At 40.6% G+C, this 24,352-nt stretch carries 16 protein-coding genes, 5 tRNA genes, 2 rRNA genes, 4 pseudogenes and 1 riboswitch; of the genes and pseudogenes, 18 read left to right on the plus strand and 9 right to left on the minus strand.

The annotated features are described in order from the left end of the window. Positions 1 to 73: 73 nt before the first annotated feature. From ABZ559_RS02910 to ABZ559_RS02955, 10 genes and pseudogenes are all read left to right on the plus strand, one after another. A 23S ribosomal RNA gene (locus ABZ559_RS02910) occupies positions 74 to 2,975 on the plus strand. A 204-nt stretch (positions 2,976 to 3,179) separates the two neighbouring features. After that, a 5S ribosomal RNA gene (gene rrf / locus ABZ559_RS02915) occupies positions 3,180 to 3,295 on the plus strand. A 4-nt stretch (positions 3,296 to 3,299) separates the two neighbouring features. Further along, positions 3,300 to 3,372 (plus strand) — tRNA-Val (locus tag ABZ559_RS02920). 9 nt (positions 3,373 to 3,381) lie between these two features. After that, positions 3,382 to 3,454 (plus strand) — tRNA-Asp (locus ABZ559_RS02925). Between the two features lie 19 nt (positions 3,455 to 3,473). Continuing rightward, positions 3,474 to 3,546, plus strand: a tRNA-Lys gene (locus tag ABZ559_RS02930). 8 nt (positions 3,547 to 3,554) lie between these two features. Then, positions 3,555 to 3,636: transfer RNA gene (locus tag ABZ559_RS02935), tRNA-Leu, on the plus strand. A gap of 12 nt (positions 3,637 to 3,648) precedes the next feature. Continuing rightward, positions 3,649 to 3,721: transfer RNA gene (locus ABZ559_RS02940), tRNA-Thr, on the plus strand. A gap of 248 nt (positions 3,722 to 3,969) precedes the next feature. Next, positions 3,970 to 4,517: pseudogene (locus ABZ559_RS02945) on the plus strand (IS30 family transposase); the annotation flags it as partial. Positions 4,518 to 4,952: 435 nt separating this feature from the next. Beyond that, entirely contained in the window at positions 4,953 to 5,654 is a 702-nt protein-coding gene (gene nagB, locus ABZ559_RS02950) for a glucosamine-6-phosphate deaminase (protein WP_367007184.1), read from the plus strand. A 68-nt stretch (positions 5,655 to 5,722) separates the two neighbouring features. Next, complete coding sequence (locus ABZ559_RS02955; protein ID WP_367007185.1) at positions 5,723 to 6,070, plus strand: DUF2200 domain-containing protein; 348 nt, start codon at positions 5,723 to 5,725, stop codon at positions 6,068 to 6,070. Between the two features lie 342 nt (positions 6,071 to 6,412). On the opposite strand, the gene ABZ559_RS02960 is transcribed toward ABZ559_RS02955, so the two are convergent. Next, positions 6,413 to 7,369 carry a glutathione S-transferase family protein gene (locus ABZ559_RS02960; protein ID WP_367007186.1) on the minus strand — a complete coding sequence of 319 codons (957 nt, stop codon included), beginning with the start codon at positions 7,367 to 7,369 and terminating at the stop codon, positions 6,413 to 6,415. A gap of 96 nt (positions 7,370 to 7,465) precedes the next feature. Between ABZ559_RS02960 and ABZ559_RS02965 the strand changes: the two genes are divergently transcribed. The 3 genes from ABZ559_RS02965 (at position 7,466) to pepF (ending at position 11,180) form a co-directional block, all read left to right on the plus strand. Beyond that, positions 7,466 to 8,182: a pseudouridine synthase gene (locus tag ABZ559_RS02965; RefSeq protein ID WP_367007187.1), complete on the plus strand. Its 717-nt coding sequence runs from the start codon at positions 7,466 to 7,468 to the stop codon at positions 8,180 to 8,182. 231 nt (positions 8,183 to 8,413) lie between these two features. Further along, positions 8,414 to 9,361: a competence protein CoiA family protein gene (locus tag ABZ559_RS02970; RefSeq protein WP_367007615.1), complete on the plus strand. Its 948-nt coding sequence runs from the start codon at positions 8,414 to 8,416 to the stop codon at positions 9,359 to 9,361. A 16-nt stretch (positions 9,362 to 9,377) separates the two neighbouring features. Next, positions 9,378 to 11,180 carry an oligoendopeptidase F gene (gene pepF / locus ABZ559_RS02975; protein WP_367007188.1) on the plus strand — a complete coding sequence of 601 codons (1,803 nt, stop codon included), beginning with the start codon at positions 9,378 to 9,380 and terminating at the stop codon, positions 11,178 to 11,180. A gap of 339 nt (positions 11,181 to 11,519) precedes the next feature. Here the strand turns inward: pepF and ABZ559_RS02980 are convergent, their stop codons facing one another. From ABZ559_RS02980 to ABZ559_RS02995, 4 genes are all read right to left on the minus strand, one after another. Continuing rightward, the gene (locus ABZ559_RS02980; RefSeq protein WP_367007189.1) at positions 11,520 to 12,167 is read right to left on the minus strand and encodes a histidine phosphatase family protein; all 648 of its coding nucleotides are present in this window, start codon (positions 12,165 to 12,167) and stop codon (positions 11,520 to 11,522) included. Positions 12,168 to 12,170: 3 nt separating this feature from the next. Next, entirely contained in the window at positions 12,171 to 12,647 is a 477-nt protein-coding gene (locus tag ABZ559_RS02985) for an aminoacyl-tRNA deacylase (RefSeq protein ID WP_367007190.1), read from the minus strand. Between the two features lie 67 nt (positions 12,648 to 12,714). Continuing rightward, entirely contained in the window at positions 12,715 to 13,272 is a 558-nt protein-coding gene (gene thiT, locus ABZ559_RS02990) for an energy-coupled thiamine transporter ThiT (RefSeq protein WP_321058239.1), read from the minus strand. 94 nt (positions 13,273 to 13,366) lie between these two features. Continuing rightward, positions 13,367 to 13,464: riboswitch (TPP riboswitch) on the minus strand. A 90-nt stretch (positions 13,465 to 13,554) separates the two neighbouring features. After that, positions 13,555 to 14,400, minus strand: coding sequence for a glycoside hydrolase family 25 protein (locus ABZ559_RS02995; protein ID WP_367007191.1), 846 nt, complete (start codon positions 14,398 to 14,400; stop codon positions 13,555 to 13,557). A 264-nt stretch (positions 14,401 to 14,664) separates the two neighbouring features. Between ABZ559_RS02995 and ABZ559_RS03000 the strand changes: the two genes are divergently transcribed. The 4 genes from ABZ559_RS03000 (at position 14,665) to ABZ559_RS03015 (ending at position 20,339) form a co-directional block, all read left to right on the plus strand. After that, entirely contained in the window at positions 14,665 to 15,711 is a 1,047-nt protein-coding gene (locus tag ABZ559_RS03000; protein ID WP_367007192.1) for a D-alanine--D-alanine ligase, read from the plus strand. Positions 15,712 to 16,112: 401 nt separating this feature from the next. Then, positions 16,113 to 17,477, plus strand: coding sequence for a UDP-N-acetylmuramoyl-tripeptide--D-alanyl-D-alanine ligase (gene murF / locus ABZ559_RS03005; protein ID WP_367007193.1), 1,365 nt, complete (start codon positions 16,113 to 16,115; stop codon positions 17,475 to 17,477). A 12-nt stretch (positions 17,478 to 17,489) separates the two neighbouring features. Continuing rightward, a complete protein-coding gene (locus ABZ559_RS03010; RefSeq protein WP_367007194.1) occupies positions 17,490 to 18,644 on the plus strand; it encodes a polymerase in 1,155 nt (384 codons plus the stop codon). Positions 18,645 to 18,794: 150 nt separating this feature from the next. Next, positions 18,795 to 20,339: a peptide chain release factor 3 gene (locus ABZ559_RS03015; RefSeq protein ID WP_367007195.1), complete on the plus strand. Its 1,545-nt coding sequence runs from the start codon at positions 18,795 to 18,797 to the stop codon at positions 20,337 to 20,339. A gap of 21 nt (positions 20,340 to 20,360) precedes the next feature. On the opposite strand, the pseudogene ABZ559_RS03020 reads toward ABZ559_RS03015, so the two are convergent. Further along, positions 20,361 to 21,008, minus strand: a pseudogene (locus tag ABZ559_RS03020) (transposase). Positions 21,009 to 21,213: 205 nt separating this feature from the next. Here ABZ559_RS03020 and tnpA point away from each other — a divergent pair. Beyond that, positions 21,214 to 21,687: an IS200/IS605 family transposase gene (gene tnpA / locus ABZ559_RS03025; protein WP_002891962.1), complete on the plus strand. Its 474-nt coding sequence runs from the start codon at positions 21,214 to 21,216 to the stop codon at positions 21,685 to 21,687. A gap of 138 nt (positions 21,688 to 21,825) precedes the next feature. Here the strand turns inward: tnpA and ABZ559_RS03030 are convergent. The 3 genes and pseudogenes from ABZ559_RS03030 to ABZ559_RS03040 all read right to left on the minus strand — a co-directional run. Continuing rightward, a pseudogene (locus ABZ559_RS03030) lies at positions 21,826 to 22,598 on the minus strand (IS630 family transposase); the annotation flags it as partial. Between the two features lie 93 nt (positions 22,599 to 22,691). Then, positions 22,692 to 23,748 (minus strand): annotated as a pseudogene (locus ABZ559_RS03035) (IS630 family transposase). Between the two features lie 131 nt (positions 23,749 to 23,879). Further along, complete coding sequence (locus ABZ559_RS03040; protein WP_367007196.1) at positions 23,880 to 24,308, minus strand: YjdF family protein; 429 nt, start codon at positions 24,306 to 24,308, stop codon at positions 23,880 to 23,882. Positions 24,309 to 24,352: the final 44 nt, after the last annotated feature.

Below are 24,352 nucleotides of genomic sequence, written 5' to 3' on the forward strand. Positions count from 1 at the left end.
AGTAACAAGAAAATAAACCGAAAACGCTGTGACAATTTAATGAGTTTTCTAGTTTAAAAAACTAGTTTAATAAGGTTAAGTTAATAAGGGCGCACGGTGGATGCCTTGGCACTAGGAGCCGATGAAGGACGTGACTAACGACGAAATGCTTTGGGGAGTTGTAAGTAAGCGCTGATCCAGAGATGTCCGAATGGGGGAACCCACTAGCTGATGGCTAGTATCCCTACCTGTTAAGGGTAGAGGAAGGAAGACGCAGTGAACTGAAACATCTAAGTAGCTGCAGGAAGAGAAAGCAAAAGCGATTGCCTTAGTAGCGGCGAGCGAAGAGGCAGGAGGGCAAACCAGAGAGTTTACTCTCTGGGGTTGTAGGACTGCAATATGGACTTAAAGAGTATAGAAGAACTACCTGGGAAGGTAGGCCAAAGAGAGTAATAGCCTCGTATTTGAAATAGTCTTTATACCTAGCAGTATCCTGAGTACGGCGAGACACGTGGAATCTCGTCGGAATCTGGGAGGACCATCTCCCAACCCTAAATACTCCCTAGTGACCGATAGTGAACCAGTACCGTGAGGGAAAGGTGAAAAGCACCCCGGGAGGGGAGTGAAATAGAACCTGAAACCGTGTGCCTACAACAAGTTCGAGCCCGTTAATGGGTGAGAGCGTGCCTTTTGTAGAATGAACCGGCGAGTTACGTTTACGTGCGAGGTTAAGTTGAAGAGACGGAGCCGTAGGGAAACCGAGTCTGAATAGGGCGAATGAGTACGTGGACGTAGACCCGAAACCATGTGACCTACCCATGAGCAGGTTGAAGGTGCGGTAAGACGCACTGGAGGACCGAACCAGGGCACGTTGAAAAGTGCTTGGATGACTTGTGGGTAGCGGAGAAATTCCAAACGAACTTGGAGATAGCTGGTTCTCTCCGAAATAGCTTTAGGGCTAGCGTCGACATTAAGAATCATGGAGGTAGAGCACTGTTTGGGTGAGGGGTCCATCCCGGATTACCAATCTCAGATAAACTCCGAATGCCATTGATTTATGGTCGGCAGTCAGACTGCGAGTGCTAAGATCCGTAGTCGAAAGGGAAACAGCCCAGACCACCAGCTAAGGTCCCAAAATATATGTTAAGTGGAAAAGGATGTGGGGTTGCACAGACAACTAGGATGTTAGCTTAGAAGCAGCTATTCATTCAAAGAGTGCGTAATAGCTCACTAGTCGAGTGACCCTGCGCCGAAAATGTACCGGGGCTAAAACATATTACCGAAGCTGTGGATACCTTTTATAGGTATGGTAGGAGAGCGTTCTATGGGTGATGAAGGTGTACCGTGAGGAGCGCTGGAACGCATAGAAGTGAGAATGCCGGTATGAGTAGCGAAAGATGGGTGAGAATCCCATCCACCGTAAGACTAAGGTTTCCAGGGGAAGGCTCGTCCGCCCTGGGTTAGTCGGGACCTAAGGAGAGACCGAAGGGTGTATCCGATGGCCAACAGGTTGATATTCCTGTACTAGAGTATGAAGTGATGGAGGGACGCAGTAGGCTAACTAAAGCGTGCGATTGGAAGTGCACGTCTAATCAGTGAGGTGTGGTATGAGTAAAATGCTTATACCTATAACATTGAGCTGTGATGGGGAGCGAAGTTTAGTAGCGAAGTTAGTGACGTCACACTGCCGAGAAAAGCTTCTAGCGTTGTATCATACTCTACCCGTACCGCAAACCGACACAGGTAGTCGAGGCGAGTAGCCTCAGGTGATCGAGAGAACTCTCGTTAAGGAACTCGGCAAAATGGCCCCGTAACTTCGGGAGAAGGGGCGCTGACTTTAAGTCAGCCGCAGTGAATAGGCCCAAGCAACTGTTTATCAAAAACACAGCTCTCTGCTAAATCGTAAGATGATGTATAGGGGGTGACGCCTGCCCGGTGCTGGAAGGTTAAGAGGAGTGCTTAGCGTAAGCGAAGGTATGAATTGAAGCCCCAGTAAACGGCGGCCGTAACTATAACGGTCCTAAGGTAGCGAAATTCCTTGTCGGGTAAGTTCCGACCCGCACGAAAGGCGTAATGATTTGGGCACTGTCTCAACGAGAGACTCGGTGAAATTTTAGTACCTGTGAAGATGCAGGTTACCCGCGACAGGACGGAAAGACCCCATGGAGCTTTACTGCAGTTTGATATTGAGTAACTGTACCACATGTACAGGATAGGTAGGAGCCTAGGACATCGGGACGCCAGTTTCGATTGAGGCGTTGTTGGGATACTACCCTTGTGTTATGGTTACTCTAACCTAGATAGGTGATCCCTATCGGAGACAGTGTCTGACGGGCAGTTTGACTGGGGCGGTCGCCTCCTAAAATGTAACGGAGGCGCCCAAAGGTTCCCTCAGACTGGTTGGAAATCAGTCGTAGAGTGTAAAGGTATAAGGGAGCTTGACTGCGAGAGCAACAACTCGAGCAGGGACGAAAGTCGGGCTTAGTGATCCGGTGGTACCGTATGGAAGGGCCATCGCTCAACGGATAAAAGCTACCCTGGGGATAACAGGCTTATCTCCCCCAAGAGTTCACATCGACGGGGAGGTTTGGCACCTCGATGTCGGCTCGTCGCATCCTGGGGCTGTAGTCGGTCCCAAGGGTTGGGCTGTTCGCCCATTAAAGCGGCACGCGAGCTGGGTTCAGAACGTCGTGAGACAGTTCGGTCCCTATCCGTCGCGGGCGTAGGAAATTTGAGAGGATCTGCTCCTAGTACGAGAGGACCAGAGTGGACTTACCGCTGGTGTACCAGTTGTCTTGCCAAAGGCATCGCTGGGTAGCTATGTAGGGAAGGGATAAACGCTGAAAGCATCTAAGTGTGAAGCCCACCTCAAGATGAGATTTCCCATGATTTTATATCAGTAAGAGCCCTGAGAGATGATCAGGTAGATAGGTTAGGAGTGGAAGCATGGTGACATGTGTAGCGGACTAATACTAATAGCTCGAGGACTTATCCAAACTAAGTAATGAGAACGTAAAGAAAAGCGTAGGATTTTAGAAAATCAACGCGGAAGTCGTTGAGACTTTAAGGCGATTTGTCTAAATCACTAGCTTTTTAGTTCGAATACAATTCATAAAATTCAACGACGTCAGTATTGACAGCGTACGGTTTTCTTGATAGAGTATAGATATTCAATTTTGAGTGGTCAAACCATTCGATAGTTAAGTGACGATAGCCTAGGAGATACACCTGTTCCCATGCCGAACACAGCAGTTAAGCCCTAGTACGCCTGATGTAGTTGGGGGTTGCCCCCTGTGAGATAAGGGAGTCGCTTAGCAATAGGGAGTTTAGCTCAGCTGGGAGAGCATCTGCCTTACAAGCAGAGGGTCAGCGGTTCGATCCCGTTAACTCCCATAATTAAAAGGTCCCGTAGTGTAGCGGTTATCACGTCGCCCTGTCACGGCGAAGATCGCGGGTTCGATTCCCGTCGGGACCGTCAGTCGGAAGATTGGATAGACTCGTTAGCTCAGTCGGTAGAGCATTTGACTTTTAATCAAAGGGTCGCTGGTTCGAGCCCAGCACGGGTCATAAGAGATGCGGGTTTGGCGGAATTGGCAGACGCACCAGATTTAGGATCTGGCGCTTAACGGCGTGGGGGTTCAAGTCCCTTAACCCGCATTAGAGAAGTTAGCCGGCTTAGCTCAGTTGGTAGAGCATCTGATTTGTAATCAGAGGGTCGCGTGTTCAAGTCATGTAGCCGGCATAAATTGAATAAGTGGGGTTATTTAGGCCACTAAGGACGAGCTAGTAGACTAAATACAAAAAGTTTTCTCGCTCTGATTGTATCATTGGGAGAGAATTTTACCCCCTTTTTTTAGTTTTCGTATAAAAAAGACTAGCCACTCATATATAGTTATGACCACCCGTTTGACGGGGAATTTGAACAATGGCTATAAGCCTACATGACCAGCCAGCGACTAAAGACGCTGGCTTTCACTTTGTTCAAGTTTCACTTCTGCTGACATGCTTTATCCCCGAAAAGTGAAAGCTAAGAAGAAGCAAGCTAATCCTGCCTTTAAATCTGCTGGAAAGTCTATTGAGGAACGTCCAGAGAGTATCAATAAGCGTGAGAATATCGGTGATTTTGAGATTGATACCGTCATTCAGCCACGAGCTAAAAATGAGTGCTTACTGACATTAACCGATAGAAAGAGTCGTTATCAAATTATTCGTCTCATTCCCGATAAGTCTGCATCTTCAGCGAACAAAGAAACTCTCTTCAGAAATTATCAAATTAACTCTATCACAGCTGATAACGGGGCTGAATTCAGTCGCTTAGCAGATGTTTTTGACCCTGAGCACATTTATTATGCCCACCCGTATTCTTCTTGGAAAGGGGAACCAATGAAAATCATAATAGACTCATCCGTCGTTTGTTGCCTAAGGGAAGCAAAAATGCGACCCAAAAACAAGTCGCATTCATTGAAAATTGGATTAACAACTATCCAAAGAAAATACTAGATTACAAATCTCCTAGAGAGTTTTTACAAAATGGCTAACTTAGACTTGAAATTTGGCATCGAACGTAGCTTTTTTGAAATATGACAATATTTTTGAAAAAAGGTTGACAAAAATCGGTATATACCATATACTGAAGATAGAAATTTGGTATATACCAAATAAAATTATCGGTCTATTGAGTCCAATTATTTCTACTACAGTAGTATTTATACTCTTCGAAAATCAAAATTATCCGTTGTCAACTTACCTTGATGAACTCAAGTTCTATCGTCGGCTTCGTTTCCTAGGCTACTTTTGATTTTCATTGAGTATTAGAATTCATTATCATTGAAGGTAAACAAGAGAGTTACTGTTGTGAGTGGAATAGTTTTGGGTGAGAATGGAGCTTTGGGCTGAGTTTAAATGATCAAGGGCGCTTTATTTGATTTTAGGGATATTGAACCATTAGAGCGAAGTGGTTAGAGGTGATTTATATGAAATTAGTTATAGTTAAGAATAAAGAAGAAGGAGGCAAGCTTGCGTTCTCTCTACTCAAAGAAAAACTAGATGCGGGAGCTAAGACCTTAGGGTTAGCGACTGGAAGTACTCCTTTGAGTTTTTACAAGGCAATCACATCCAGTGATATTGATTTTTCAAAAATAACAAGTCTAAATTTAGATGAATATGTCGGTTTGTCGGCTGATAATCCACAAAGTTATGCACATTTTATGCAGGAATATCTCTTTGCAATCAAACCTTTCAAGGAAAGTTTTCTTCCTAATGGTTTAGCTATTGATTTGCAAGCGGAAACGCAGCGTTATGAAGAGCTGATTGGAATGCATCCTATTGATTTTCAGATTTTGGGTATTGGTCGCAATGGTCACATTGGCTTTAATGAACCAGGGACACCATTTAACAGTCTAACTCATGTGGTGGATTTGGCTTATAATACTATCCAAGCCAATAGCCGTTTTTTTGAAAAGCTGGAAGATGTTCCGAAACAAGCTATCTCAATGGGCATTGCTTCCATCATGAAATCAAAAACTATTGTACTCATGGCCTATGGTGCCGAAAAAGCAGAAGCGGTTAACCAAATGTTGCATGGTCCAATCACTGAAGACTTGCCTGCTAGTATCTTACAAACTCATCACGATGTGATTGTTATCGTGGATAAGGCTGCAGCAGGTCAAGAATAAACTAAAACCTCAAGAAAACTTGAGGTTTTATGCTATACTTGTTTTATAAAAAAGCTGAAAAGGAACTTATGGAATACAAAATTTATGGCATGTCTTTTGCTAAAGTTTACCCGATGTTGATTGCAAAGGCTGAGCGAAAGGGACGCAGGCGCGCTGAAGTTGACACTATTACGATTTGGTTAACCGGATACTCTGAGGAAGCAATAGCAGAGTTCTTGAAGTCAGATGTGACCTACGGGGATTTTTTCCGTCAGGCTCCTAGTCTCAATCCTAATCGTCACCTAATTACAGGAAGTGTCTGCGGGGTCAAACTTTCAGAGATTGAAGATCCCCTGATGCAAGATATTCGCTACTTAGATAAGCTGATCGACGAATTAGCCAAGGGAAAAACGATGGAAAAAATTTTGCGAGATTGATGGGCATCGGTTTAGGTTGAAAAATGTGCTGATTTACTAGCGATGTTTATCCTTTCTAAATCAGAGTATAAAATGCAGAGAAACCGCCCTGAAATCGAGGCTTAAGAAACCAGATGTAGGGCGGTTGAGTTTTTTTCTAATATTCATACTCTTCGAAAATCAAACTCAGACATTGGACTTGATTTGATGAATCCCAGTCCTATCTGTATCTACCTTGTCCAGTTTGATTTTGATTTGTATTGAATATCAAAATAACTGCGAAACTAGAGTTGAAGACAAAATTAAAGTTTATTGAAACAAGTTGACAAAACATAGTTTTACTCGTCCAAGAGTATATGAAATTTAGAGATGCCAATCCAATTCGGGTCCCACTGGGATGATACCTGTAGGATTGATAGTTTTATGGCTGCCATAATAGTGTTTCTTGATGTGGTCGAAGTTGACTGTTTCTGCAATTCCTGGCATATTGTAAATGCGTTTGGTGTAATTCCAGAGGTTTGGATAGTCAGTCAGATGTCTGATATTGCATTTGAAATGGCCATAATAAACACTGTCAAAACGGACAAGAGTTGTGAAAAGGCGAATATCTGCTTCCGTGAAATGATTACCAATCAGATAGTTTTGGGAAGATAGTATCACTTCTAATTTATGCAATGCAAAAAAGAGATTTTTAACCTCTTTTTCATACACGGTTTGTGAAGTGGTAAAGCCAGCCTTGTAAACTCCATTGTTGATGTTAGGATAGACGAAGTCATTCATCTGGTCAATGTCAGCTTGCAAATCTGTAGGGTAATAATCTTCAGTATTGCCTGTGATTTCATCAAAGGCACTGTTAAATATGCGCATAATTTCAGCAGATTCATTATTGACAATGGTCTTGGTTTTCTTATCCCAGAGAACAGGGACAGTCACACGTCCAGAATAATCAGGTTTAGCCGCCAGATAGACTTGGTAGAGATAATTGCTATTTAGCTCAGAATCTGCTATGACACCATCAGCTTCTTCAAAGGTCCAGCCATTTTCTAACATTAGGGGATGCACCACTGATAGAGAGATGTGGGTCTCCAAGCCCTTTAACGCACGCATGATGAGAGTTCGCGATGCCCACGGACATGCCAGAGAAATGTAGAGGTGATAGCGGCCAGACTCTGCCTTAAACCCTCCTTTTCCAGTTGGACCAGCAGAGCCGTCTTTTGTAATCCAATTTCGAAATTGGGTTGTTGTGCGGACAAAATTGCCGCCAGTTGACTTTGTATCATACCATTTGTCCACCCATTGTCCATTTTGTAAAAGTCCCATGTAAGTTCTCCGTTTTCGTTTATTACTATATAGTAATAGTTTACCTTTATTTCAGAAAAGATGCAAGATTCTGCTCTGCTATGTTACAATAAGATTATGCGTTTAGATAAATTATTAGGTCAGGCGGGTTTTGGTTCACGTGGTCAGGTCAAAAAACTCATTCGTAGCCGACAAGTCCTGATAGATGGAGAAGTGGCAAAGAATGACGGTCTTAATGTAGATCCAAGTCTGCAAACGATTACCATATCAGGTGAACAGCTCAGCTATTTTGCCGAAGTCTATTACATTCTTAATAAACCTAGCGGTGTTGTATCGGCAGTTTCAGATACTAACTACCAAACGGTAATTGATCTTATTGACCAAGTTGACCGTAAGACTGATCTTTATCCTGTGGGGCGGCTAGATCGTGATACGGAAGGACTGGTTCTCATCACTAATAATGGGCCACTGGGCTTTCGACTTCTTCATCCCAGACACCATGTCAAAAAGACCTATTATGTTGAAGTCAATGGTCGTTTGGAGGCAGATGCGCTTGATTTTTTTGAAAATGGCATAGCTTTTTTTGACGGCACCGTCTGCAAGCCAGCCAAACTAGAGATTATCAATTCTAGTCCAGAAGTCAGCAGCGCTTATGTTACTATTTCGGAAGGTAAATTTCATCAAATCAAGAAAATGTTCCTAGCTTACGGAGTAAAAGTCACCTATCTTAAACGAATTTCTTTTGGACCTTTCAAACTGGGAAATTTACCAGTAGGAGAGTATCGGGAACTGACGGAAGAGGAAAAAGACGAAATGAAGAAGTATTTAAGCTAAGTGATTAGTAAATTGGTAGCAACATCTCACATAAATCTACTTTTATCAATTTATTATGATAATAATCAATATAAAGGTATGATGTGAAGTAAAAACTTCAAAAGTTAGAAATAAAATATTATTTTTGTCCAAAACAACGAATAACAAGAGTGAGTGCAGTTGTAGTGTGAAAAGAAGTATGTTTACCGGCTCGTCTTTAGGCGGGCTTTTCTAATGAAGGGAGCTGTTGATATGCTGGTTGCAAGAGATAAGAATGGTAAGTTGATCAATCTTCTGACTGAACTTCCGATGAAGGCTGATTTCTTTTGTCCTATTTGTCAATCGGCAGTCCGTCTGAAAAATGGCAATGTCATGCGTCCACACTTTGCTCACATAACTTTACAAACTTGTTATTTTAATTCGGAAAATGAGTCCAATGAGCATTTGTCGCTGAAAGCGGAACTTTTTGCTAGTCTGTCAAAGACTGAGAAGGTTGTGGTGGAAGAGGTACTACCTGCATTGGGTCAGATTGCGGATCTTTTGGTCAATGAAAAGCTAGTACTGGAAGTGCAATGCTCACGTTTATCTGAGAAACGGTTGCGGGAACGGACGATTTCTTATCGGCAACATGACTTTCAAGTCTTATGGCTATTGGGCGAGAAACTGTGGCTAGGAAAGCGCTTGTCAAATTTGCATAAGCAGTTGCTTTACTTTTCGAAAAATATGGGATTTCATATCTGGGAACTGGATGCCAAGAAAAGGGAAGTACGGCTTAAGTATTTGATTTATGAGGATATTTTTGGAAATATTTATCATCAAACTAAGACCTGTTCTTTTGATGGGGATCTTATGGCTTTTTTCCGTCTGCCTTATGCCAAACAGGCTGCGACTTATTACAAAGTTGAGCAACGTAGGCAGATTGGATTGTTCATTCAAAAGCAGCTTATGGCAAGAAATTCGCGTTGGCTGCGTCAGCAAGAACTTGCTTATTCACAAGGACGTAATCTGATAGCACAGACAGATACTGAGTTTTTCCCGCAGGTCAGACCACCTGAGGCAAAAGGCGGTTTTTGTCAAATTCAGAACGATTTAACTCTTTTTTGCGAAGCTTTTTTTCAATATTATCAAAATCAAGAAAATAAGACAGTTCAAAACCTTTATCCGCCAGATTTTTATGTTAAAATGGTAAAGAACTTATAAGAAAAGAGGACGCTATATGTCAGATAATCGCAGTCATATTGATGAAAAATATACTTGGGATTTGAGTACCGTTTATGTTACTGATGCAGCTTGGGAAGCTGAAATGGAGGCTTTAACAGCCGACATTGAAGATGCTAAAAAGTATGCTGGTCATTTAGTGGAGTCAAGTAAGAATCTACTTGAGATTACTGAGGCTGAATTGGCTCTGTCACGTCGTTTGGAAAAGGCTTATGTCTATGCTTCTATGAAGAATGACCAAGACACTACGGTGGCTAAGTATCAAGAATTTCAAGCTAAGGCAACGGCGCTTTATGCCAAGTACTCAGAAGTATTTTCATTCTACGAACCTGAGTTTATGACCTTGTCTAAAGAGGATTTTGCAGCTTTTGTAGCAGAAACACCAGATTTGAAAAAGTATGCTCATTTCTTTGAAAAAATCTTCAGACGTCAAGCCCATGTTTTGTCACAAGCAGAAGAGGAATTATTGGCTGGCGCTGGAGAAATCTTTGGTGCTGCTGGTGAAACTTTTGAGATTCTTGACAATGCCGATATCGTCTTTCCTTTGGTAACTGATGAAAAAGGTGAGGAAGTGCAGCTGTCTCACGGAAATTTCATCAGTTTTATGGAATCCAAAAATCGTGATATTCGTAAATCTGCTTATGAAGCTATGTACAGCACTTACGATCAATACCAACATACTTATGCCAAGACTCTGCAAACCAACGTCAAAGTCCATAATTACAATGCCCGCGTTCATAAATTCGCTTCTGCCCGTGAAGCGGCCTTAGCAGCTAACTTTATTCCAGAGAGCGTTTATGAGACCTTGCTTGAAACGGTCAATAAGCATTTGCCACTCTTGCACCGTTATGTTAAGTTACGTCAAACCATTCTTGGACTGGATGATTTGAAAATGTATGATATTTACACGCCTTTGTCTAAGACAGATATGAGTTTCACCTATGAAGCAGCACTTGAAAAAGCAGAGGAAGTCCTGACTGTTTTTGGTAAGGATTATTCTGAGCGTGTTCATCGTGCTTTCACAGAACGCTGGATTGACGTTCATGTCAATAAAGGTAAACGTTCAGGAGCATATTCAGGAGGTTCTTACGACACCAATGCTTTCATGCTCCTCAACTGGCAGGACACACTTGATAATCTCTATACCTTGGTGCATGAGACAGGTCACAGCTTACATTCGACCTTTACCCGTGAAAATCAGCCTTACGTCTATGGAGATTACAGCCTTTTCTTGGCAGAAATTGCCTCTACAACTAATGAAAATATCATGACAGAAACTTTGCTTAAGGAAGTCGAAGATGACAAGCAACGCTTTGCCATTCTCAATCATTACCTTGATGGTTTCAAAGGAACAGTATTCCGTCAAACACAATTTGCGGAGTTTGAGCATTTAATTCATAAGGCTGACCAAGATGGAGTTGTTTTGACTAGTGAATATCTCAATAAACTCTACGCTGACCTTAATGAAAAATATTACGGTTTGGCGAAAGAAGATAACCCAGAAATTCAGTTTGAGTGGGCGCGTATCCCGCATTTCTACTATAATTACTATGTTTATCAGTATGCCACAGGTTTTGCGGCTGCTAGTTATCTTGCTAACAAAATTGTACACGGTACTCAAGAAGATAAGGACAAATATCTTGATTACCTCAAGGCTGGTAACTCAGACTACTCGCTTAACGTTATTGCCAAAGCTGGTGTTGACATGACAACGAGTGACTATTTAGACGCAGCTTTCGAAGTCTTTGAAGAACGTTTGACGGAATTAGAAGATTTGGTTGCTAAAGGTGCTCACAAGTAATACTCAATGCAAAACAAAATCAGCAATGTTTAGATAGAAACGAGGGTTATCAAATCAAGTCAACAATATTTAGGGTTGATTTTTGATGAATATAAGTCTCCGAAAAACATATAAAACTCCCCACCACTTTCAAAGTGATGGGGAGTTTATTGTATCAACTTCACCTTCTGTGTATCGGTATAGCCTGCAATCTGTCATCTAGTTCAAGTAATACTCTTCGAAAATCAAAATTATCCGTTGTCAACTTGCCTTGATGAACTCAAGTTCTATCGTCGGCTTCGTTTCCTAGGCTACTTTTGATTTTCATTGAGTATTAGATTGCAGAATGTCGTTTGAATTTTACAAAATATCAATCAGAGTGTCGGTGTTTTCTGCTGTATAGGATTTATCGTTCCAAAGTAGGCAGTGAAAGTGTTCAAAGTCTTTAGTTTCCAGAACGGTTACGCTAGCATTATCCAGACCGCCGCTATCTCGCAATCTCGCAGGCTCGTAGCCCATCAAAGAGCGGATAGAGGCAGTAAAGTTAGCACCGTGTCCGACCAAAAGGACATTTTTGAAATCTTTGTTTAGTGAGAGGATGAAATTGCGAACACGCTGAGTTGTCTTATGAACGGTTTCAGCTTCAAAGACATCAGCATCAAAACGAGCCAAATTATGACGAAAAGCATGCATTTGTTGGGGGTATATAGAAAGGACAGTTGCAATTTTGCTCCCCTCAAGACGCCCCAGCTTCCATTCTCTCAGAGCAGAGGTGTAGACAATGGGTTTAGGATTATTGTTTTCTTGGATGATAAGCTGAGCGGTTTTGCGAGCACGTTTTAAATCACTGGAATAAACAGCATCGAAATCAATTTCAGATAAGTAGTGTCCCAAAGCGCGAATTTCCTCCAGTGATTCTTGTAGCAGCGGGGAGTCTCCGCTCGCACCTTGAAGCCGACCTTCCAAGTTCCACTCTGTTTTCCCGTGCCTGACAAAAAAGATCTTCATATCCTAGTCCTCAATTAGATCTGCAAATGTGGCACCAACAAAATCAGCTAAAGCTTGGCTGTCAATGCGGATAGAGCGACCAACTTCACCAGCCGAGACAATCATTTGTCCCAATTCTAAAGCTCGCTGATCAATGAAAATCGGAAAAGCATGCTTTTGGCGAATACCGACAGGATTGTTGGCTCCGTGAATGTAACCAGTTGTTTTTTGTAAGTCTTTTTGGGGAATCATGCTGACTTTTTTGTTACCAGAAATTTTAGCCAATTTCTTTTCAGAAAGATGCTCTGTAATCTGCACGATACCAATTACTGGACCAGACTTATCCCCAGTCAGCGCGAGGGTTTTGAAAATTTCCTCACGTTTGATATCGTTGGGAAGTTCACCTTCTAAAGCATTGATTGCGAGACTTTCGTGAACAATTTTTTCCTTATCTAAAATTTGATCAACCAAGGTCTTTTTTAATTTGACTTTTTTCGCCATTGATGTTCTCTCCTTGTTACTAAAAAAGCGATATAAGATTATTATACCACTTTAAAGTAGCCACGGATTAATGATTTGGTTGGAAGAACTGGGGCTGACTTCTCAATAAAATGACAATACTAATGATAACAAAGGCAAGTGTCAATATGCCAGCTGTGCCATTGACCGTGAAAGAATACCACTCTGCGGACATCCCTTTTGGGGCATAAGAGGACCAGAAGATGACACCAGCGATATAGTGCAAAATATAGCGTGTGATGGTCGCTAGACAGGCTCCTACTAAGGCAAATAGCAAAGCTTTCTCTTCTTGATCAGATTTGAGAGCCTTTTGTAGGGGAGTTGTCAGAAAGCCAGCCAATCCCATGCAGGCAAAAGCCAAGACATACTCAATCAGGACTTGTGAAAGACTGAGGTAATAGACTTTCCCCAGAGCAAAGTGCAGCAGCCCCCAAATCAAACCAGCTAAAATCCCATACTTAGAGCCGCGACGGAGTGCAAAAAGTACCAGAGGTACAGCACCAAAAGAGGGTGTGAACCAAGAAGCAAAATCTGGAATAAAGGAAAGTGCCATTGCAAGAGCTGCAAAGATGGCTGCTTCAACAAGTGTACGAACATTTTTTGACATAAAAAACTCCTTTTGTATCACAAAAGGAGTGCAGTACAGCAATGCTATAGTAAAATTTGAAAAGTGCGAAAAAGCGCCTTTCAACTTCTCTACTGACATATCTACTCACAATTCCTCCGCTCGTGCTAACGAGATCAGGTTCTTAGGATTTCGCAAAATGCGATCTCAGCCAAGGCACTCCTTTGTGATATTATTTAATTGATTACATTATAGTCTGAAAACAAAGGCACTGTCAAGACAATTCTGAAAATTTTCCGAAAAAAATCAGCAACTAACAGCTAGCTACTGACTTTTAATTTTGCCAAATAATTTTTCGTAGGTAGATTTGGTATCTTTGGTTACCGCAATCTGATTGAGATCAAGTGGCGAGTCAAATCCATTTATATAGCCTTGTGATGTGTATTGATGGAGGTCGTAGTCAAGTGTCGTATCTGGTGCAGCATCGTAGTAACCAGAATCAGACCCGTAAGTTGGAATCCAGACAGCGTCAAAATCTTTCACAGAAATTTCCTGCTCAGTCATGAAGTATGTGCCAATATAGATACCGACATTTTTAGCACCTAGCTTTTTCAATTCTTTACGAAAGGCTTGAACACCTTTATCCATATCAGCCATAGTTTCTTCCTCAACGTCAATCCAATAGAAAGTGGGCTTATAAGGAGATGCAGCTTTATAGAATGCGCGAGCTTCCTCTTTCATTTCTTTAGTAGAGCTTCCAAGGGCATAGCTATAAACAGCAACAGGCACATTTCTCTTCTGAAATTCTGTGATATGTGTCTTAAATGATTTATCAATCCCAGTGGTGTAGGCGGCATTATTATCTTTGGTAATTTGTGACCCTCCATAGACACGAACAATAGCACCAGAGATATTATTTGAAAGGGTATCGTAGTCAATTTCACTAGGAAGCTGCCAACCTGAGACATCAATAATCGGGTTAAGAACGAATTCCTCTGTTTCTGAACTAGATGAACTTGTCGTACTCTTACTAGTTGCAGAGGGTATTGTTTTCTCTGCACTTGCAAGCTGCTGACTCAGAAGATTGTCTGAGTGGATTTTTCCGATGAAAAACAGCAGAGTTAGTAAGGCAAATAAGACAAGAACAACAATTGGTTTAATTCTTCTCATTAGTCATATTTTAACGTAAAAACCCCTAAAAATCAAAGGAAGCAGACTCTTGTAACGAAACTGTCATATATTTTTACAAAACTATCAAGATAGCGTGTTCCTTTTTTAAAGATAAATGATCAAGATGATGTTATTTAGGGATTTTGAGGAATCACGATTTCATGACGGGGGTGTGATTTTTTTGACTTCTACTTTTAAAGTTTTTGTGATTATGGTAAGATATAATGTGAAAAATAGGACTTAAAAAATAGAAAAGAGAGACTCATGCCTAAACAAACTTTAGTTCTTTTGTATGGTGGACGTTCAGCAGAACGTGAAGTATCAGTTTTATCGGCTGAAAGTGTCATGCGTGCCGTGAATTATGATAAATTTTATGTTAAAACATATTTTATCACACAAAGTGGTGATTTTATTAAGACTCAAGAGTTTTCAAATACGCCGACTGCTGATGAAAAATTAATGACTAATAGCGATGTGGATTTTAGTCGTCAAATTAGGCCAAGTGATATTTATGAAGAGGGAGCAGTGGTCTTTCCAGTCCTTCATGGTCCTATGGGTGAAGATGGTTCCATCCAAGGTTTTTTGGAAGTTCTCAAAATGCCTTACGTTGGTACTAATATTTTATCGTCAAGTGTTGCCATGGACAAGATTACAACTAAACATGTTCTTGAATCTGCTGGTGTACCTCAAGTTGCTTATGTGACTTATGTAGAGGGGGGAGATTTAGAAATGGTTGTTAAGGAAGTTAATGACCAACTTTCTTATCCAGTATTTGTCAAACCTGCTAATATGGGCTCTTCTGTAGGGATCTCAAAAGCAGATAATGAAGAAGAACTTCGCTCTGCTATTTCGCTTGCGCTTAAATATGATAGTCGCATTCTCATTGAGCAAGGGGTAGATGCGCGCGAGATAGAGGTAGGCATTTTAGGAAATGTTGATGTAAAGACCACACTTCCTGGCGAGGTGGTTAAAGATGTTGCTTTTTATGATTACGATGCTAAGTATATTGACAATAAGATTACGATGGATATCCCAGCTAAAATCGACGAGGAAATTATGGAACGAATGCGTGGGTATGCGGCAAGAGCCTTTCGTGCTATTGGCGGTTGTGGATTATCGCGCTGTGATTTCTTTTTGACAAAAGACGGTCATATCTATCTCAACGAACTCAATACTATGCCTGGTTTTACACAGTGGTCAATGTATCCTTTACTTTGGGAGAATATGGGTTTACCCTATAGTGATTTGATTGAAAAGCTTGTTCTTTTAGCACAGGAGATGTTTGATAAACGTGAAAGTCACCTGATTTAATAATTGAATTTTATCAATTGAACTAGAAGAAAAAGTCTTCGTTAAATTTTTCTTGAAAGAGATAACGGAGATCTATATGTTTTGGGCGTATATTTTCTCTAATATTCAGGACAATCGAAATTAGACTAGTTTCAACGATTGGGAAGATTTTATTGAAGTTTGGAAATGGAGAAACGTCGTTCGTATCATAATGTACAGATAGAAACCTACTACCCTTTAGTCTTCGGGTTTAAGATTCAGTGGAACTTGACAGTCATCAATCGAGCCAATATGCCTGATTGGTATTAACCATGTGGTGGAAGAATCATTTAAAGGCTCATGAGGAAAATAGTTGAAGGACTTTAATTTGTGATATAATAGAGAGAGCCAGAAGGCTCTTTTTATAATGGAGAATAACAGAAATGAAAATTACTTTACACGAAGTTGCCAAAGTGGTTGGCGCAAAAAATACAATTTCGGAATTTGATGACGTTCCTCTGCAGAAGATTGAGTTTGATAGTCGTAAAATTGGGGTTGGAGATTTGTTCCTACCGCTCAAAGGCATGCGTGATGGTCATGATTTTATTGAGACGGCTTTTGACAATGGGGCTGCCGCAACTTTTTCCGAACGTGAGATTGCAGGTCATCCCTATATTTTAGTGGATGATTGCTTAGTGGCCTTCCAACAATTAGCGCAGTATTACTTGGTCAAGCAACGTGTCGATGTTATTGCTGTGACAGGGTCAAATGGTAAGACAACGACCAAGGACATGATTGCTGCCATTTTATCTACAGAATACAAGACATACAAAACACAAGGGAATTATAATAATGAAATCGGCCTGCCTTATACAGTTATGCATATGCCGGATGATACTGAAAAAATTGTCCTTGAAATGGGACAGGATCACATGGGGGACATTCATCTTTTGTCTGACTTAGCCAAGCCCCACATAGCGGTGGTGACCTTAATCGGTGAAGCTCATTTGGAATTTTTTGGTAGCCGTGAGAAAATTGCAGAGGGTAAATTGCAAATTGTTGATGGCATGGACTCAGACGGTATTTTGATCGTGCCATCAGATCCAATCATTGATGATTTCTTGCCTGAGAATCAGATGGTGATTCGTTTCGGTGATGGTGCGGAAATTTTTGTGAAAGATTTGCAAGAAAATAAAGAATCGTTGACCTTTACGACAAATGTGATTGATCGTTCAATTACCCTACCTGTACCTGGAAAGTACAATGCTACAAATGCTATGGTAGCAGCTTATGTTGGTAAATTATTAGCTATTTCTGATGATGATATCATTGAAGCACTTGAAACAATTGAGTTAACTCGTAATCGTACGGAATGGAAAACAGCAGCGAACGGAGCAGATATTCTATCCGATGTTTATAATGCTAATCCAACTGCCATGAAGTTGATTTTGGAGACTTTCTCAAGAATTCCAGCCAATAAGGGTGGTAGAAAAATTGCAGTATTAGCTGATATGAAAGAGCTCGGTGAACAGTCTGTTTCCCTCCACACGCAGATGATTATGAGTTTAGCACCTGATGTGATTGATACAGTGATTTTCTATGGTGAGGATATTGCAGAACTGGCTCAGCTATCTAGTCAAATGTTTCCAATCGGAAAAGTTTATTATTTCAAAAAAACAGCACAAGAAGATCAGTTGGAAGAACTTATTAAGTATGTCAAGGAAATTTTGAAACCAGAGGACCAAATTCTTTTAAAGGGCAGCAACTCAATGCAGTTGAGTAAAGTTGTTGAGGAATTGGAGGAATAGATTACTGTGGAGATGTTAAGGTTAAAGGAAGTGTTTAGGACTGAAGAGTCATTTGCAAGGTTTCTTTATCGAGCCTTGTATTTTCTTGAGTTTTGTTTGCTATTTCTAGCTTGGTTCTTGAAACGTTATCCGTTTCCTCTACCGTTTTTCTTATTGATGTCAAGTCTTGCCATTATTGGCGGATTTGCCATGTATTTGTGGAGTTTTTGGCGCTTAGGTTGGTCGATAGAGAAGATTTTAGCAGGGATTTTTGCACTAGCTTTCTTGATTTTATTGCCAATGTCTAATTATCTGGAAACAAACGTTGATGATTTGTCCATGGTTACCTTGTTTTTGTTATCAGCGAGTGTTGATAAGGACGATGAGCGGTTGATGACAGCGATTTTCTACTTCAAGCTGATTGTAGCAATCTTAGTGCTCTTTGCTTACAATAGTCATATTATTTCTGATATGACCATGTATCGAGCTGACAAAGATTTGATTAGGCATTCTTATGGTTTTATGCACCCAAATTCTTTGGGAATGTATCTGGTTGGTTTGTTGTTTGATTTTTCCTTGGTTAGAAAGAGCCGTAAAGCTAGAGCAGGACTGGTCATGTTGCTTGTTTCCTTGTTGATTTTTGCGATTACCAACTCAAGGACAACATTTTTAATTGCTGGGGTCATCATTCTTTGCTATTTTTTGAAACCATTATTACTAAAGTATCAGGTTTCTGGTTCTGTGATTATTCCACTGGTGATTGTGATGTTTGGTTTGGGGTTAGGGCTTCCATATTTCTACAATGGTGATAGTACCATTTATGCAACATTGAATCATTTGTTTTCAGGAAGATTGAGTATCGGACATACGTATTTGCAGCATTTCGGTGTTGATTGGTTGCCACGAAATATCCCAACTTTTACCGAAATAAATGGGCATCCGATGTACGATGATAGTTTTTATATTGATTCATTATTACGTCAGGGAATTTTCCTATTTCTACTGTATCCAATTTTTCTCATTGCACAGTTGAGAGGGAAAAAACTGACACTATTCCATACGATGCTCTTTTTGATAACTTTCTTTATCAATATCATGGAGCACTATGGTGGCAGTCTTTGTATGTGTAGTATTCTCTTAATCAATTATTTTGCAGTTTCTGAGGAGAACACCGTGGGGAAATATTGAAATAGAGTCCACTTTTCGTTATAATAATAGAGTTATGAGTCCCATGACTCTATTTTTTGTATGGCAGAAAAGGAGTGGACCAATGTAGTCACTAAAGATTAGGTGATACGTTTATATAAAGAAGATAATTAAGATTAATAAGGAAATAAAATGACAATTCAAGATGAAATAAAAAAACGTCGTACGTTTGCCATCATCAGTCACCCGGATGCTGGTAAGACGACAATTACGGAACAATTGCTCTACTTTGGGGGAGAAATTCGTGAGGCTGGTACAGTCAAGGGGAAAAAGACTGGGAACTTTGCCAAGTCTGACTGGATGGATATCGAAAAACAACGTGGCATTTCAGTGACATCATCTGTTATGCAGTTTGACTACGCTGGAAAGCGGGTTAATATTTTGGATACGCCAGGGCATGAGGACTTTTCGGAAGATACTTATCGTACCTTGATGGCGGTGGATGCGGCAGTCATGGTGGTGGACTCAGCAAAAGGTATTGAGGCACAAACTAAGAAACTTTTTGAAGTTGTAAAGCATCGGAATATTCCAGTATTTACTTTTATCAACAAACTTGACCGTGATGGTCGTGAACCACTTGACCTTTTGGAAGAATTGGAAGAAGTGCTTGGTATTGCAAGTTATCCAATGAATTGGCCAATCGGGATGGGAAAATCTTTCGAGGGTCTTTACGACCTCTACAATAAACGTTTAGAACTTTATAAGGGTGACGAACGCTTTGCGTCCATTGCGGATGGGGACAAGATTTTTGCTAATAACCCTTTCTATGAACAGGTCAAAGAGGATATTGAACTTTTGGAGGAAGCTGGAAATGAATTTTCCAAAGAAGCTATCCTTGAGGGAAATTTAACCCCTGTTTTCTTTGGTTCAGCCCTGACCAACTTTGGGGTGCAGACCTTTCTTGACACCTTCTTAGAATTTGCTCCAGAACCACATGGACACAAGACGACTGAGGATGAGGTTATTGACCCACTAGATAAGGATTTTTCAGGTTTTGTTTTCAAAATTCAGGCCAATATGGATCCACGCCACCGAGACCGTATCGCTTTTGTTCGCATTGTTTCAGGTGAATTTGAGCGTGGCATGGCTGTTAACCTTGCCCGTACTGGAAAAAGTGTCAAACTCTCAAACGTCACTCAGTTTATGGCGGAATCTCGTGAAAATGTTGAGAATGCTGTCGCTGGTGACATTATTGGGGTGTACGATACCGGAACTTATCAGGTAGGAGACACGCTAACCGTAGGTAAGAAGAAATTTGAATTTGAACCACTGCCAACTTTCACACCTGAATTATTCATGAAAGTGGCTGCTAAAAATGTTATGAAACAAAAATCCTTCCACAAGGGAATTGAGCAATTGGTGCAAGAAGGAGCTATCCAGCTTTATAAAAACTATCAAACTGGTGAATACATGCTTGGTGCTGTTGGTCAATTGCAGTTTGAAGTGTTCAAACATCGTATGGAAAATGAATATAATGCTGAAGTTGTGATGACACCAATGGGGAAAAAGACTGTTCGTTGGATTAAACCAGAAGACCTTGACGAACGTATGAGTTCAAGCCGAAATATCTTAGCTAAAGACCGCTTTGATCAGCCTGTTTTCCTTTTTGAAAACGACTTTGCGCTCCGCTGGTTTGCAGATAAATATCCAGATGTGGAATTAGAAGAGAAGATGTAAGAGCAGTGCGGAAATCAGTCATCAACAAATCTGACTTTCTTTCGCAAGATTAACCTTAGGAAAACTAGAGCGTAGTGCTGTTCGATTAGGTCGAATAATAGATAGGTGCTTGGCAATGTAAGTTTTCAATTGGAAGGAAGAGAGTTTCTCTCTAAGAAATTTTCGACAGGCATAAATAGCCTCTGAAAACAAATCTTATAAGTTTTTTTGAGCTTTGGTGTTTTAGTGGTAACGTGTGAGGTTAGCCATTTACAAACATTAAAATTGATAAAGTGAGCATAGATTTCTTGGAGAATTCCTTCCTTCTTTTTCGTGTGAAAATGAGTCAGACCGATACTGTATTTTAGGTCACGAAAACTGGTCTCTATGCCCCATCTGTAGGCATAGAGATCTTTTAATTTTTCTGGAGAATAATTGGCATCTTAGGAGTAACATCCCTAAAAAGTGCTTTAAAAGCATGATGTTTAATCTGATAACGTCGTTGAACAAAGGCAGATTGAGAGATCGGCAAGTCCAAATCAAGTAACTCGTGGCTAAGGTATTGCCATCCATGGTAAGAATAGCTTGAATCGTGGTTTTCATAGTCAGATGAGTTTTCCGAATAAAATCTTTTTCGGGATGAAGCACAATCTGGTCGGCATCAGAAACAACGTCATTGATATAGTTAATTGAAACAAGAGCAGGACAAAAGTGCCTCAAGAAAAGTATCGCAATTTGGCAATACTTTTCTGAGGTGTTTTTTGTCTCACGAAAACCACTAGCTGTGCTAGTGGTTCCGAAAAGCTTTTAGCGATGTATCAAAAAAGTCCCCCTAAAGTGTTATATTAGATAAGGTTTCCCGACCACTAACTAATATACAAAAGGAGGACCTCTGATGAGACAGGATAATAATAGTTTAGCACATACTACATGGAATTGTAAGTATCATATTGTTTTCGCCCCAAAATATAGACGTCAGATAATCTATGGGAAATACAAAGCAAGTATTGGTCAAATCTTACGGTTATTATGTGAAAGAAAAGGTGTTGAAATTCATGAAGCAGAAGCATGCCCAGATCACATTCACATGTTGGTGAGTATACCACCGAAGCTAAGTATTTCCTCATTTATGGGATATTTAAAGGGTAAAAGTAGCTTAATGATATTCGACCGACACGCTAATTTAAAGTATAAATATGGGAATCGCAAATTTTGGTGTCGAGGGTTTTATGTTGATACGGTTGGGCGAAATCAGAAGCGAATTGAAGAATATATTCGTAATCAATTACAAGAAGACGTGATAGCAGATCAGCTCAGTCTTTTCGAGGAATATGATCCGTTTACAGGTGAGAAGAATAAAAGAAAGTAGTCTTAAAGAGACCCGCTAGTCGGGTCAGCTAGCAAAGGTGGTGCTGAAGGGAAACCATTCGGTAGGCCTTTAGGCCTCGGCCGGTAGCAGAGGCTTTCAGCCGAAGAGCAAACCACCCGTTCTCACGGGTGGTTTTGATTTGATTTGAGCCCATGTTTTCTCAATGGGATTATACTCAGGTGAGTACGGAGGAAGTGGTAAAAGTCTATGCCCCTGCTCCTTGCACAACTCTTTTAGCTTACTCATCCTATGAAACCTTGCATTGTCCATAATGATAACAGCTGGTTTATCTAAAGTGGGGAGTAAGAATATTTTGAACCAAGCCTCGAAAAAGTCACTAGTCATAGTATCTTTGTATGTCATCGGGGCTATAAGCTCACCATTGATGAGACCTGCAACCAAAGATAGCCGCTGGTATCTTCTTCCAGAGACCCGACCTTTTATTAACTGACCTTTCAAAGAGCGACCATATTCTCGATGAAAATAGGTCTCAAACCCTGTCTCGTCAATATAAACAGGAGTCAGGTGGCTTAAGTTATTAAACTCTTTAAGGAACAGATCTACTTTTTCAGGGTCTTGTTCATAGTAGGTACAGCTCTTTTTTTTCGAGTATATCCCATAGCTTTGAGAGCGTAATGAATAGCTGTTGGATGACAGCCAAATTCAGAAGCTATTTCAGTCAAAAAAGCATCTGGATGAGCTTCAAGATAGTTCTTTAATTTTTCTCTATCAATTTTTCTTGGTTTGGTTCCCTTAACTTGGTGATGAAGTTCGCCAGTAGTCTCCATTAATTTTATCCATTGATAGATGGTGTTGCGTGAAATATCGAAAACAACAGATGCTTCAGTAATACTGCCGGTTTTCTCACAGTATGCGAGAACTTTTTTACGAAAATCTAATGAATATGCCATAAATACATTATATCACAAATGTACTATTTGTGTTTCATTTTACTATACTGTTAAATAAATACGATTTAATCGGGTCTAGCATGATTTTTATACTCAGTTAAAATCAAAAATAGCGGAAGTCCAGTCTCTATCTACAATTGATTTGAGTTGATAAGCGGTTAAGGTTTGAATAACCTCTTGAAGTTTATCGATTACCTCATTTAAGGTCCTAAATACTTTATTCTTGAAACCAAGTTTACGAATCTCAGCCCAGACTTGCTCAATAGGATTCATTTCAGGTGTGTAGGGTGGAATGAAGGTAAATTCAATATTCTTAGGAATATTTAAGGTCTGAGATTTATGCCAGATGGCATTATCCATGACTAAAATAATATAATCTTCTGGATAAGCTGCCGATAGTTGGCGTAAAAATTCATTCATCCAATCACTATTACATCCGCCTGCTATGATGAAAAACGAGTCGCCTGTATGGGCATCCACAGCTCCATAACAATAGCGGTATTCACGAATGTGATGACTTGCTACGTGAGGACGATAACCTTTTGGAGACCAACACGAACCAAGTTTACTGATACGCCCAAAACCCGCCTCATCTTGATACATAAGGCGGATTTTTTGATATTCTTTTCCATCAATAAAGCGCTTACTCATTCTCTCCTCGAATAAAGATTTTATTTTTAGACGCTAAAATGGTTTCGGCGTCTGCTTTTTTCGGATGTTGGGGACGTGGGCTAACTTTACGCCAACCATGACGTTTCAGGAGAGCATAGAAACCTTCTCGGGTTGTCTTGTGCCCAACTCTCTCTTGATAAGCTTTAAAGAGGGTGTTAACGGTAACGAATTCTCCATTCAAAGAGGAAGAGAGTTGCTCTTTAAGGAAATCTTCTTCCTCCTCATGCGTCATATAGGAGCGGCGGCGACCACCACGATTCTCCTTTAAGAGAGCTTCTAAGCCACCACTTAGATAGCGATTTAATAAGTTGCGGACTGTCTGATGGACAAAGCCTACTGATTTAGCTACAGATGTTAAATTATGGCATTCAGAGTAGAGAATAAGGGCTTGAATTTTTCTATGATGCGGAGCATTATTTTTATCTTTAAGGGCTTGCTTTAATTCTTCGACTTGTGTTTGGGTAAGTTCTTTTGTCATAATACTATTATAACGCTATTTTTGATTTTTGTTAAGTATTAGTGTAACATAAAAAACTAACCTACCACAAAATGTGATAAGTTAGTTAACTTGATGACATTGGGATTTGAAGTTCCCTTTTTTTCTCGGTCTTAATGACCACGATGTTTTTGATGTCGCTTAGCTTGCTTGCGGGTAAACTTGTTTGCCTTTTCTTCTTCCTTACGCTGGCGCTTGTCAGCTTTACGTTCCTTTTTCAGCGCCTCGTGGGTTTTCTGAAGTTCTAGTTGCGCCTTTGTAGACAAGACAGACTGGTTTTTGGCCTTACTGATTTCTCGCTGCATCCGTTTGGGATTGGTTCGCTTTTTCTTTTTTGGGACAATAGCGGAGCTACTTATTTGTCCTATCAGACGCTCTTGCCTGGTCATGAGACCTTGCAAATCTTGGTGAATAAAGTTCCAGACCTCATGGTTTTTTGGCTCCTTACCAAAAACATGGCGGTAAACCAAATAGGCTTTCCCGCTTTGCCATTCTACCAAAGCTGCCCAAAAAGCCCCATCAAAATAGACTGTCATTTTCATGAAAGTCCCCTCCTAAAGTACAAAATTGATAAAGGACGACCCGG

It is taken from the genome of Streptococcus sp. ZY19097, assembly GCF_040731245.1.
GTDB lineage: Bacteria > Bacillota > Bacilli > Lactobacillales > Streptococcaceae > Streptococcus > Streptococcus orisratti.

Coding starts and splice junctions, on each gene's coding strand:
- pepF (WP_367007188.1), top strand. CDS start 9,378: ATGTCAGATAATCGCAGTCATATTGATGAAAAATATACTTGGGATTTG.
- tnpA (WP_002891962.1), top strand. CDS start 21,214: ATGAGACAGGATAATAATAGTTTAGCACATACTACATGGAATTGTAAG.
- ABZ559_RS03015 (WP_367007195.1), top strand. CDS start 18,795: ATGACAATTCAAGATGAAATAAAAAAACGTCGTACGTTTGCCATCATC.
- nagB (WP_367007184.1), top strand. CDS start 4,953: ATGAAATTAGTTATAGTTAAGAATAAAGAAGAAGGAGGCAAGCTTGCG.
- murF (WP_367007193.1), top strand. CDS start 16,113: ATGAAAATTACTTTACACGAAGTTGCCAAAGTGGTTGGCGCAAAAAAT.
- ABZ559_RS02970 (WP_367007615.1), top strand. CDS start 8,414: ATGCTGGTTGCAAGAGATAAGAATGGTAAGTTGATCAATCTTCTGACT.
- ABZ559_RS02960 (WP_367007186.1), bottom strand. CDS start 7,369: ATGGGACTTTTACAAAATGGACAATGGGTGGACAAATGGTATGATACA.
- ABZ559_RS02980 (WP_367007189.1), bottom strand. CDS start 12,167: ATGAAGATCTTTTTTGTCAGGCACGGGAAAACAGAGTGGAACTTGGAA.
- ABZ559_RS03010 (WP_367007194.1), top strand. CDS start 17,490: ATGTTAAGGTTAAAGGAAGTGTTTAGGACTGAAGAGTCATTTGCAAGG.
- ABZ559_RS02995 (WP_367007191.1), bottom strand. CDS start 14,400: ATGAGAAGAATTAAACCAATTGTTGTTCTTGTCTTATTTGCCTTACTA.
- thiT (WP_321058239.1), bottom strand. CDS start 13,272: ATGTCAAAAAATGTTCGTACACTTGTTGAAGCAGCCATCTTTGCAGCT.
- ABZ559_RS03040 (WP_367007196.1), bottom strand. CDS start 24,308: ATGAAAATGACAGTCTATTTTGATGGGGCTTTTTGGGCAGCTTTGGTA.
- ABZ559_RS02955 (WP_367007185.1), top strand. CDS start 5,723: ATGGAATACAAAATTTATGGCATGTCTTTTGCTAAAGTTTACCCGATG.
- ABZ559_RS02965 (WP_367007187.1), top strand. CDS start 7,466: ATGCGTTTAGATAAATTATTAGGTCAGGCGGGTTTTGGTTCACGTGGT.
- ABZ559_RS02985 (WP_367007190.1), bottom strand. CDS start 12,647: ATGGCGAAAAAAGTCAAATTAAAAAAGACCTTGGTTGATCAAATTTTA.
- ABZ559_RS03000 (WP_367007192.1), top strand. CDS start 14,665: ATGCCTAAACAAACTTTAGTTCTTTTGTATGGTGGACGTTCAGCAGAA.